Origin of the sequence: Pseudomonas batumici (genome assembly GCF_000820515.1) — a bacterium.
GTDB lineage: Bacteria > Pseudomonadota > Gammaproteobacteria > Pseudomonadales > Pseudomonadaceae > Aquipseudomonas > Aquipseudomonas batumici.
The window spans coordinates 30,215-41,960 of record NZ_JXDG01000111.1 but is presented as its reverse complement, the minus strand read 5'-3'; the positions used below and the strand labels follow the sequence as shown (position 1 = coordinate 41,960).

General features: G+C 54.6%; 9 protein-coding genes. 7 read left to right on the top strand and 2 right to left on the bottom strand.

Features of this window, described 5'->3' with window-relative positions; all coding sequences use genetic code 11:
- Positions 1 to 160 precede the first annotated feature (160 nt).
- Positions 161 to 1,333 carry an HNH endonuclease gene (locus UCMB321_RS28665; RefSeq protein ID WP_245220866.1) on the bottom strand — a complete coding sequence of 391 codons (1,173 nt, stop codon included), beginning with the start codon at positions 1,331 to 1,333 and terminating at the stop codon, positions 161 to 163.
- Positions 1,334 to 1,485: 152 nt separating this feature from the next.
- Here UCMB321_RS28665 and UCMB321_RS31955 point away from each other — a divergent pair, with 152 nt between their 5' ends.
- The 4 genes from UCMB321_RS31955 (at position 1,486) to UCMB321_RS28640 (ending at position 5,351) form a co-directional block, all read left to right on the top strand.
- The gene (locus UCMB321_RS31955) at positions 1,486 to 1,953 is read left to right on the top strand and encodes a hypothetical protein (protein ID WP_425338625.1); all 468 of its coding nucleotides are present in this window, start codon (positions 1,486 to 1,488) and stop codon (positions 1,951 to 1,953) included.
- 8 nt (positions 1,954 to 1,961) lie between these two features.
- Positions 1,962 to 3,218, top strand: a complete 1,257-nt coding sequence (locus UCMB321_RS28655; RefSeq protein WP_040072062.1) for a hypothetical protein — start codon at positions 1,962 to 1,964, stop codon at positions 3,216 to 3,218.
- A 525-nt stretch (positions 3,219 to 3,743) separates the two neighbouring features.
- Positions 3,744 to 4,163, top strand: a complete 420-nt coding sequence (locus tag UCMB321_RS28645; RefSeq protein ID WP_040072060.1) for a hypothetical protein — start codon at positions 3,744 to 3,746, stop codon at positions 4,161 to 4,163.
- A 93-nt stretch (positions 4,164 to 4,256) separates the two neighbouring features.
- On the top strand, positions 4,257 to 5,351 hold the full coding sequence (locus tag UCMB321_RS28640) for a DUF4365 domain-containing protein (protein WP_245220865.1): 1,095 nt from the start codon (positions 4,257 to 4,259) through the stop codon (positions 5,349 to 5,351).
- Between the two features lie 288 nt (positions 5,352 to 5,639).
- Here UCMB321_RS28640 and UCMB321_RS28635 read toward each other — a convergent pair whose 3' ends face one another.
- Positions 5,640 to 8,492 (bottom strand): AAA family ATPase, encoded by a 2,853-nt coding sequence (locus UCMB321_RS28635; protein WP_040072059.1) that lies wholly within the window; start codon positions 8,490 to 8,492, stop codon positions 5,640 to 5,642.
- A gap of 1,077 nt (positions 8,493 to 9,569) precedes the next feature.
- Here UCMB321_RS28635 and UCMB321_RS28630 point away from each other — a divergent pair.
- From UCMB321_RS28630 to UCMB321_RS28615, 3 genes are all read left to right on the top strand, one after another.
- Positions 9,570 to 9,854, top strand: a complete 285-nt coding sequence (locus UCMB321_RS28630; RefSeq protein ID WP_040072058.1) for a hypothetical protein — start codon at positions 9,570 to 9,572, stop codon at positions 9,852 to 9,854.
- 496 nt (positions 9,855 to 10,350) lie between these two features.
- Positions 10,351 to 10,722 carry a hypothetical protein gene (locus UCMB321_RS30890; RefSeq protein WP_040072057.1) on the top strand — a complete coding sequence of 124 codons (372 nt, stop codon included), beginning with the start codon at positions 10,351 to 10,353 and terminating at the stop codon, positions 10,720 to 10,722.
- A gap of 325 nt (positions 10,723 to 11,047) precedes the next feature.
- Positions 11,048 to 11,677 (top strand): hypothetical protein, encoded by a 630-nt coding sequence (locus UCMB321_RS28615; RefSeq protein WP_040072055.1) that lies wholly within the window; start codon positions 11,048 to 11,050, stop codon positions 11,675 to 11,677.
- Positions 11,678 to 11,746: the final 69 nt, after the last annotated feature.

Here is an 11,746-nt window from a genome sequence, read left to right as displayed (position 1 = left end):
GCTCATGGCACCTCCTGATTGGCCTCATTCTAAGGCATAGAGGTGTCTACGAAACCCGGGGCGATTCAGCATGCTAGGTCTGCACAGATAGAGCAGCCTGGAACGCTATAATCGGCGAGCCTTGGTGTACTTACTCCCAAGGCTCGTTACGCGCGATAAGTTATTCGTTTTCTCCGAATGTCAGATTCAACGCAGTCTCCCACGCTTCGCCTTGCTCAAGCGTTGCCACCTTTCTGATGAACTCATCGATGATGGCTTCCTGCTCCTCCTCAGTCTCCGCTGATCCGAGTTTGGCGTTCAAGTCTTGATTGAGTCGGCTGCGATTTTCTGCATGGCTCTCGACGCTCCACTGTTCAAGCACTCGATCCATTGCGGTTTTGTTTGCAGCCATCGTGTATGAGTGTTCCGTCTTGAACGACTCCGGTGTCCTCGGAACATAGCTAGATGGAGCTGTTCCCTCGATCACGAAACGAGCAGGGCTCATTGAACGAGGATTGATGGCTACACCTCGGAATGGAATGCCCGTGGCAGGGCCGAGTGCGACCGAGAATCGCCATCCGCCGAAAATCTCAATGAAGGCTACGGTAAGGTCACCGACTTCGGTAACAATCAGCGAGTGCTCAAATCCCGACAACTCTGCGCCAATGCACCTATGATGGGGCTCAATCTTCGAGATGGTTGGCCACGGGTTGACGAAATCCCACCCGCAGAACTCGTTGATGGCGGGCTCGCCACAGATGATAGCGTCTCTCACATCACGATCTATGACTGCGCGGGCCCGCTCATTGCCGTACAGCAACACAAAGCCTGCTACAGCCGACTTTGCGATGCATTTCCACACCTTTATGCCATCAAACTTCATGCCCAAGGAGATTGCCGGCACTTTCCGCTCAATCAGCATAGAGTTCGAGAAATCCGCCTGCAGCTTGCGCTTGTTCAGGATTGATAGCACCCGCTTGGCCTCGGCTTCATTCGGGACACTCAGGTTCAAGACACTACCAACCTGGAGGTCGCTCGGAACCTTAGGTGGCCTGATGAAGGGTATGAATCCAGGGGCTAGATCGAAAAACGCCCCTTCATCCAACACACCTGCATTCGCGATCGTGGGCGGAGGCTTTTTCCGACCTGTCCAGATTTGGAGAGCATTTCGGACATGCTCAAAGACATCAGCCAGTGCGTCATCAATCTTGCCAGTCTCTTGGCTTGCAAATGCATTATTGCATTTCGTGCAGGTGGCGCGGGGGGTGATCAGACGTCCCCCCAGAGCGGACAGAAAGATGTGTTCATCGCTACCAGGGTTCAGGTCGACATCGCAGAATAAGCACTTTTCCATTTTTTGAGAGGCTTCCAGGTACGGTGGGATCAGTAAAACGAAACTCGGAGCTGTCCTTTCACGATGCGGCTCAGCTAAGCCCATTAGGCCCGGATACACGGTATCATTTCTGACCTCACGGGCAGTCGCCCCACGTTGATCAAGGCGCTCAGATGTCCGTCAAATTCGTCCTCTTCGATGCGTTCGGCACCCTCGTCCGCATCCCCAACGCCAGCCCCCCCTATCGTCAAATTCTCAAGGAGGGCATCCGCCAGGGTCGCAGACCGCGACCAGATGACCTTCATCACATCATGGCTAGTCCTCTGAGTTTGAGCGATGCGGCAGAGCACTTCGGGATCAAGATGGATCGTGATCACCCTCCTCGTCAACACCTGCGAACGCCCTTCCCTAGCTCTCACGAGGTGTCGCAGCGCAGGGCTGTTTCTGATCATCCTGAGCAAGATCAGGTGCCACGCCAACCTATGGCATGCCTCTTCCACGAGGTAGATTTTTGCCACATCATCGCTACTTGGCGCGAAATCTGTTGGACGTCATTTCCAACCCCTTTCCCGCTGGAAACCAAGGCCGGAAGGTTCAACAGCGACCCTTCTCGGCTGAGACTCACCATTGTCGTTTGCTAGGACATAATTTGATCGAGCTACTGAAATCAAAGATCGGGCTGCTACACGGTGCAGAGCTCGAAAAATTCGTGAGACAACTGCTGCCGACGGTATCCAGCGATTACGAGCACTTGACCGATACACTGAATCACCTGGGACGAGTCACCCAGGGGCCTGCCGACCTGCATGCCTACAAGCAGTCCAATGGTCGATACATCGCTGTGCTGTGCTCTGGCCAGATCTCTGGGCTCCAAGCCAAGGTGTTGAACGACATTGAAAAGCTCATACGAGAGGACTGCGCGATTCGAGATCGGATAGACCAGGTCGTCATCTGTCTGTCTGTGCCCGGCAGTACTGACGAAGAGATCTATCGCAACGCGTGTGCAAAACACGGATGGTCAACAGTCGTGTACGCCCTGGATCGTCTGGCTCAGCTCGCGAACCAAAGCCCGGAGCTCACTGATGCCCTGTGCGCTCGCGAATTGTCCGAGATGAGAAAAAAGCTAGCCCTTGAATCGCCCCCGCTGCCAGCGCCCGCGCCCGCGCCCGCCAAGGAGCGGCTCTATGACTGCGGGAAACGAGTCGGTACCGTCAGAGCTCGCCTGGCGCTGTCCCCAAGCGAATTCATTGATTTGATCGACTACGACAGTGAAAAGCGACTGGGCAAGCTGGAATCCGAGACGCTCGACATGAGCCAGTCAGAGATCACCAAAGTCTGCGAGGCAACGGGGGTTTCCGCAGAATGGCTGATACATGCCAAGGGCAGCATGTTCCCGATCGAAAGCATCTCAACCTATCACTGGGCAGAGCTGAAGCAGCTGAAAGATGCGAACCCCAAATCGGTGCACATGCTCGTCAATAGCAATACCCAGCAGTTGGTGATGCTCGCGCATCTGCACGCCAAACACTGGAAAATCTACTGCATCGTATTCGATCTCAATTTTGCTGCTTGGGCGGATGGTCATTTCAACATCCCTGAGATTTACGACATGCTCAAGCAGCTTGATGACGACTACAAACGACGCATCCATGGCCGGATGATCAGCCCCGAGGATTTTGCCGATATCCTCTCAGGAGACACTCATCCAGCACGCTTCCTGGAAACGACCAATAATGCAAATATGCATTGGTTTGACGATTTCCTTGACTATCGTCACAGGCATTCGATAGCTGAGAATTATGAAGATTGGTACGGGGAGTGGTTCACAACCGCTCAAGAGTATTTCAAACGTTACGCAGTCGAGAAGGTAGCGTCCAACGTTATGGAGTCCCAAGGCAGTATCTGAGGTCTGTGAAGCTCGGGCAGGAGTTGGCCATGACGTCCCTTACCTGTGCCGACGTGCTAGTCGTTGCCCGCCTCGGCGGGCTTTCTTTTGCTTGCCAGTCGGCTTCTCATCTCCCTCTGCTCGTACGTCTGATGTCATCGCAGCTTCCCCCGACCACTAGGGTGGTCTCCGATGGTTTGACAACTCTCCACCGCCCCTTGCCGTACCGAATCTGCAGCCGCGTGCTTTACAGCATCTGGGCTCAACGCGGCACGTCTCGACTGGATCTGCTCATCCATCCAAACACCTGCCGAATCGAACGTCTGCATCATCTCAGCGAACTCGTCGTCGCTTAGAACCTCGGGCATGCCTCGCTTCATGGTGCCTCCACGCATTAGGGGCTAGTTGGCACCTGATCGCCGCAGTTGCCCTTTCACGTCCCCAAATCAACCGCAAACACACAGCCGACAGCACGACCGTGGTCGATCGTTTGCAGACACGCAAAGGCATTGGCATCCTGTAATGAAAGCAATACGAAGGATCGTGATGGACATTGAACGCCTCCTTAGAAAAAGGCAGTTGAACGTACAGGAACAGAACGCCGTCAGTGCCTATTGGCTCATGCGCACGGCGAAAACCTGGATGGGTACCGATGTTCCTGCTGCCTTGGCTCAGTATGGCGAGACCCAAGGCGTAAACTGGTCAGAAACCATCGTCCTCAAGCTCGAAGTCGATTTCCCCGGAATGCCGCGTTTGTTTGGCCTGCTGCTCACTCAGGCAGATCGCTTTGTAGCCTTTGAAATCGATACAGACAGCACTCACCAGCAGATTGAATCGGTGGATCGCTGGGAAGATGTCTCCGCCCACCAGGACTATTCGACCAGCAACAGTGGTACAGGAAAGGGCTTTGCCGCGATAGCGAGGCATGTGAAGCGCGAGCTGCTTGCGCAACTGCGGAACAGTTAATCGGCGTATAGAATGACGATGCCCAACGGACGTCTTGAACCTACCAGTATCATTGACCCACAACGCCACCGCCCTCTCACATCGAGTCATGCCATGCAGCACAGCCTTGAACCCTGCCCACGTTGTGGATCAGCTCAACATGTTCGACCGAAGGAAATGCTGATAGGCGCAGCTAGCCCCAAGCGGCGCTTTAATGGGGAAGAAAGAACAGGCTATCAACGTGTGGATCAGTTGGCCGTTGATGAGTGCAAACCAGAGCTATTGAAAGAGCCGCCACTGCAACAACTGGTGGACGGTTTTTACTGCGACCAGTGTGGCGCGGGGTTCGTCACCAGCAGTATTGCTCAAGCAGCGAACACTCGGAGCGATTACTATAGTCAAGGAGTAACAATGCGATCGAAACCGAAGCGTCCATCCTCTCATGTCATTGGAAATTTAGCCGAAACGATGGTGGAGCATGAAATTACTGCCAGAGGTTGGGTCTACCGGAGGTTAGAGAAGGATAAAGATTACGGTATTGACGGCGAGGTTGAAGTATTTAGCGATAGCGGGCACGCAACCGGGATTATATTTAAAGTTCAGGTAAAAGGCACAAAAAAATATTCACGCAACGTGAGCCTCAAATCTAGCACAGCCAACTATCTGTCACTTTCTCCGCTCCCGGTATTTGTTTTTACGGTTGAAGTAAGTAGCGGGTTAATCAGATTTAACTCAGTAGAGCACAAGCAGGGGCGCTCGGGCAGACCAACGCTGGGAGAGGCTACTGAGCTAGATGAAGACGGTTTCAAGCTCCTTGAAGAAATTGCCGGTGAGCATTGCGCTGCTTGCCTGATGCTGAGCAATTACACCTTACATAATGCCTCTGCTCAGCTCATCAGATGCCTTGACCTCCTTTTAAATTTCGGCGGCGATGTCGAGTCCATGCTCAAGTGGTTGCGTTTTTTTGCCCCCGACGAGGTGTTGACCACGTCATATGGCTACGCGGTTTTTTTGAAGGGCGAAATGGAAAAAGACCACACTTTGGTGGGAAGACTTCGTGAATGGGTAATAGAATTTTTCCCTGAGCACCAGGAAAGAATCGATCAGGCCATGTTGGCATTTAAGCATGGCGTGCTGACTGGACGGCGCCTTGAAGTTGCCAATGCTTCCCTTCCAATTAGGGACGGGTTGCTTAACCCTGAACTTTAGTCGTCTCAGCGAGATTTAACCGACTATGCTTACTGGCTACATGACCACCTGTTTGCATTCGACCTGACCAGTTATTTGCCTTGCATCTGGCCAGCGATTGTATCGGATTTGACCATCTTGCTTCATAACCATGATCGCCGGAGAACTGCACAATGCTGCCGATCACGGCGACGGGCAGTAATCGGCCAATAGCTGCCTGCCATTATCGACTGAAATCGACCCAGCGCCGTTGAGTCCTCGCAGAATATGAGCCCAAAGCAGCCAGATCTGCTCCAAGCGGAACAGAGGTCATGGCAGTTCTTTAGCTTGCTCGCGCTGAGCGACGCTGGCGAGACACTGTTCGATGAACTGAAGCTCCTGGTCGAGTTCGACCACGCGCTTTTCCAGAGCTTTCAACGCCGCCTGGTGCTCCTTCTGCACCTCTTCTGGCGCCTTGGCGAGTCTGGCAAGCTTGCGCTGCCTCCACGCGATATCACCGTTCAGGTCGGCAAGACATTTGACGGCTGATTCTCTCTTCTTAGCTGTAAATAGCTGGCACTCCAAATAGCGGATGGCGTCGTAGATTTTAACGACCTCACTGCTAGTCTTTGAGTGCACGAAGTTCAGGCTGCCCTCGCCGAAGGCATGGTGCTCCTGGTTCTGCCCACCCCAGTTGACCAGGTCATTCTTGATGAAATTGAAGTATGACAGGTCATAGTCAATGAACGGTTCCACCAACGAAAAGGTGTGTTCCAGGCTGACCTGCAGGTACATGCTCTTCTTGAGCTGTGATTTATTAAAGTGCGCGGTTACTTTGACTTCATTTTCTATGCAGAACTCAAGCACCATGGATTCGAACCAGATACGACAATAGAGCAGCGCTTGACGCACATCGAATACCGAAAGCGCGGCAAGAATTTTCTCCTGGAAGCTGCCCACGTGATCAATGACTAGAATGCCTTTGTTCGTATAACTGAGAACATTACTGGTGTACTGAACCTGCTGAGCATGACGCTGGGCAATAATACAGAAACGCTCCCAGAAAAGACGGTCATGGGTGGTGACTACCATTTGGATCCCGCGCAGGTAAGCATCGCTGAAGAACAGGTCGATGATGTTCGATCGGTGATCGGTGTCGATCGCATTGACGACGTCATCGAATACGATGAGCGGGAAGTTGTTCTTCTCAGCCATCGCCAAGAGGATGGACAAACCCAGCGTTCGCAGATGCCCTTCGCTGAGCACCGCAAACGCATCAAGGAATGATCCGTCCACGCTGGTGATCTTGATCCGATAGCTTTCCGCCTGGCGGTCGAAGGTCAACGACGCGATCTGCTCATGGTCATCGTCGTGGTTGTTGATCGCGCGGTAGTACTCGGCAGCCTTGGCTTCGATCCCGGTGATTCGCGCTTTCTCCAGCTCAAGCTTGTAATCCAGCAGGTCGCGGTACAGCGTTCGGTACTCAGCTTCCAGATCCTTGAGCAGCTGGTTGAAGTGGCTATTGTCGACTGCATCGTTGAGCAATGCTGCTTTTTGCTTTATCAGGTCTGCCATCTGGTCGTTGGCGACTTTGAACTCGCTTATCGCCAGTTTTTTTCTGTCGAACTGCAGCTTCAGCAATTCGTCAATTTCTTTCAGCTGCGTCACCCGTTCTTCGAGGCGGGCTGCCTGGGCGTCTGCCTGGCCAACCTCCCGAAGCTTGCGCTCACAGGCGCGCAAGTAGTCCTCGATCTGATCTGCTATCCGCGCGCAGAGCTTCAGAAACGAGTCGAGAACGGACGGCGCCACTTCCGAGCGATCCGTAGCGGCATGGAACTTTGCAAGCTCCACCTCCAATTCGTTCATGTTCAGTGGGCAGGGAACATCGGCGTGCTCATTGCCTTTCACCGCGCCGATTCCGGTCGCGACTCGTGAAGCCCAGAGCGCGATCCGGGCGTCATTTCTCTGCTTGGATTGCTTGAGGGACTCCAGTGCACCCAACGCCTTGATCTGCTCTCGCGCCCTCTCGAACGGGTTCATCACCACTTGGTCGAGGGGCGTCAGGCATGCGGGACAAGTTTCCCCGACCTGCAACTGTTCGATGGCCACCAATGCCTCATATACAGCGCGATAATTGACCTCGCTGGCCCTCTGCAGAAACACCTTCTCGATATCGGCTCTGCGGTGGAGCAAGCGCTGAGCGATGGCACAGATACGCCTGACCTGCTTTAGCGGTATAGCGAACGGGGCCTTGGCGGCTCGCAGGCGCTCAGCGCCACGAATATGCATTTCAACCGTGTCGCGCAGCCGCAAGACCTTTCGGCGCACATCGAAGTCTTGGTCGGCCCTCAGCCCCAGCAGCCTACAACTCTCGGAAATCGATGAATGCAGGTCTGCCCTGTGATTACGTCGCAGCTGGCCCAGGCTTACCCGGGCACGTTCCAGGGTGTCCAGTGCCTCGGCTTGATCAGCACGCATGAAGGCTTTGAGCGAGAAGCTTTCAGGCCGGACGAACCGAGAAATGACCTCCTGGAGTTCTTCCAAACCAAACAAGGTGGCCAGGACATCACTCTCGGCACTGCCAGTATCCTTGGAGCCCAGCAACGAAAATTCTTGAAGACGGTTCCGATCAATGAAACAGCCCGACCAGCTGATGCTTCGCTTGACTGGTAACTTGTCTGTTCCCATCAGCATGAGCTTGGGCTTCACCTCTCCCCGGGCGATGTACTGATTGACCTTAGTCTTGCGCCTGGCCGCTTCTTTGATATCGCCAGTGGTGCCGATTTCCAACGCCTCGCACAACGATGATTTGCCGCCGCCATTGGGTGCGTAGAAGATGTTCTTCAGCTTGCTGAAGCGAATGAAGGTGCCCGTGTCGTCAGGGCCAAATTCTCCGAAGCCTCGGAAGTTTTTTACGCGAAGGTAGTCCAACGTGCCGAGTCCGGACGGCGGTATTCGATCCAGTTCCGGCTTGCTGTCGAGCACCTTTTTGAAGCGTGCGGCGATGCGCTGATAGTTGCGACCCAGCAACTGGTCAGCTGCCGCTGTGATGTGCGTTTTGATGTGGTCGGAATAGCGGCCCTTGCCTTGGTTCGCCTGGTACATGCACCAGAGCAGCACGAGGTAAGCGTCACTGCGTCCTTCAAGATTCTGCCTGGCAAAACTCAAAAGGTACTGGCTCATCACGCCTCCTCCCTGATACGCATGAGCGTAGCCGGACTGAAATCAGAAAGCCATTATCGCCAAGCCAAGTGTCGAGGCCCTTTTCTATTGTTGAGCTCTGCCGAACTGGGCCTGGTACCTCATAGGATTCAGCTCTGCTTCCTCATAATGTTGCTCGTTCTGGCCACGTCCCATCAAAACCAAGGGGACGACCAATAGACGCGACCTGCTAGGGGGAACGGGACGGAATCTGTGATGAACTATGCCGGGGAACCATAAAGACTTGGCGCCTGAGCTTACACAGGCGATTGTCCGCTATGGGTCCAGAGTGTGTAAAAACACACTGCTGTACTGTCGGCGCGCAGCGCCGACGGTTGTTAGCTGGGTAAGTTGCCCGCACTAGGTCATGCATGTTGTCACCTAGGGCCTTGGAGCCCTCAGCGAGCTCGACCTACCGCATTGATGCTGAAGACGGGACAAAGCTCTGCATCTGCACTACGGCGGACAGGAGCTACACCCTCTTGCTACTGCCCATCGAGTACCCACTCATTCCCAACCCGGCCTGACTGAGGCTCATGAACCGTCTACTCACTTCGCGGTGAGTAGACGACTCCCCCAGCTGCATGTTGTGGAGCCGACGTGTTTGGCATCAATGGATGCCCTCTCCGCTTGCACGTGAACATCACACAAGACCTGCCTAGGGCGAGAGGCTACGCAGCATCTGCACACTTGCGCACGCCTTGTCCGGTGAAGTCCGACCAACCCATCAGCAAGTTTCCCACGCTAATCGTGGAGCCCGATTTGCAGTGTTCCTCCCCGCTCTGCACCTACGCCAACGACATGAAAAAGCTTGTAGCAGTTGGGGTTTTGACAGCCCCCTGCGGCGTTATTCATTGTGTTGAGGTGTACCGCTGACCCTGTCAGCCACATGCCCATGCAGCTTGGATCCGGGAAGCTACGATGCGCCATTGCGCGTGATCCACTCCCCAGGTCGCAACACTTCCAGTAGTGCGACCGATCGACCTCTGTCGCTGGAAGCACTACTGCTCACTGTGTCTCCCCATACGGGCCTTGCCCTTCCCTCAACCTGGAGGTCCGATGAAGCTGGAAACGGCTTTGTACAAAGCGTTGGTCGCGGCCAACGTCTCTGAAGAAAACGCTATCGCCGTCATCGATGCGCTGGAGAAAAAAATGAGTTCAAACCCTGGTCCCGAAGCCAATACCTCGGGAGGCCAAACCGAACTGCAAGCTGAGATCGCGCTGCTTCGCACTGAAATGAGAGCCCTGTTCTACAGGCTTGAACTACGGATCGCCCAGCTGGCAATCGTCATGGGCACCGTCATCATCGTCGCGCTTCTTATCGGCTTTAAGTCGCTGCACTAACCCCGTTAGCTTGCCCCTCCCTCGTGGGGAATCCTTCCCCGTCGGGCGAAGTGTTCTCCGCGTTCCGTTTCATTGCACATCGCGAGGAACTACGCAGCCACCCTACGTTTGCGCATGCGCCGTTCGGCAAAGTCTGATCCGTCGATTGGCAAGGTTCCTACGCCGACACTGGAACCCGATTTGTAGTCCTTCTCCCTGCCCTGTAGCTACATCAACGACCTGAAAAAGCTTGTAGCAGTTGGGGTTTTGACAGCCCCCTACGGCGTTATTCATTGTGTCGGTGCGTACCGCTGACGTTGTCAGCACCATGCCAATGTAGCTTGGATCCGGGAAGCTACGATGCGCCATTGCGCATTGATCCACTCCCCAGGTCGCAACGCTTCCGGTAGCGCGACCGATCGACTGCTGTCGATGGAAGCTCTGCTGCTGTTCACTGTTTTCCCCCATACGGGCCTCGCCCGTATGGGCTGGGCCCTCCCTTAATTTTGGAGGTTCCATGAAAGTGGAAATGGCTTTATACAAAGCGTTGGTTGCGTCCAACGTCCCGGAGCAACACGCTACTGCTGTCATAGATGCGATGGAGAAAGAAATGACCTCAGTCCTGGCTACCAAAGCTGATTTGACGGCGCTTCGTACTGAACTGAAAGCCGACATAACGACCGTTCACACTGAACTGAAAGCGGATATCGCGACGCTTCGTGCTGATCTGAAGACCGAAATCTCCGAGGTTCGCAACGCGCTGACAACTGACGGCGAGAAGCGCCTCAAAGAGCTTGCGAATCTGGAGAACAAACTCACCCTACGTATGATTCTCTTGCTGAGCGCCTTCGGCAGCCTACTGTTTGGTGCCTTGAAGTACCTGAACTAACACCGCCAGCTGTACCCACCCACGCGGGGAACCCTTCCCCGCCGGGCGAAGTGTTCTCCGTGTTCTGATTCATGAACCAGGAGAATCACCATGCCCAATACCTTCTCTCAAGCCGCTGATCTGTCGTCAGACCGGCAAGACGGATACCCCACTCTGCGGCTCCGGCTACGGACAGGCCACACGCGCTCGCGCGGCTGATCGTCGTCACGCGGATCAACTGATGTTGGGTGCCTTCCGCGACGCCTGAGCACTGCTTCAACCTCACATCCATCCATAGGGATTCTTGCCCTATGGGGCGAGATCTATCCCGCCCCAGGAGAGCATCATGGAAAAACCTCTGAATGTGTTGCGTCTACCTTTTCCGTTCATTCGGAATCCCTACACACCCGATTCGTTCCTGCGCCTGGATGCGTTCCAGCGTCAGTTCACGATCAAATGCGCCGGAGTGATGAGCTTGCCGGAAGAAGAGCCGCGGTTTGGTTACCACCAGATCGCCTGCTCGTACGAGGTCGGGCATTGCGGCCTGATTGAGGACGCCATTGCGCTCTGTACCTCGCAGTTCGACGAATTGCATGCGTATCCGAAACTGAGTGCAGCGGCTTCGTTCGACCCGCGCACGGTCGAGGTTTACTACACCCGTCCAGAGTCCATCAAACCAGGTGCTGGGGTCTATGACAGCGCTGATGATCAACAGGTGCTCTCGGGTGTTGTAGGCCCTTCTGAGATCGTTTGGCGACGTCCTTGTCGTACGGATGAAGAAGTGTGTGCGGTGGAGACGCGGATAAAGGCACTGCTCGCACAAGCCAACGAGGACATGCGCTCTGACTCCTACGACTCGGCGAGGTTCGCCCGTCAAAAAGCCAGGGAACTGAGAGGCTTTTTGATCTCACCCAGGTGGCGAGCGTTTGCCTTAATGGCGCTCAACAACACAGGCGTCACCTGCTGCACCCACTGATCTTCAAGGCTTGATCAAGCCTCAACAACCGTCACCGGGAAATCACCTCCCGGTCGGGGCAGGTGGTTT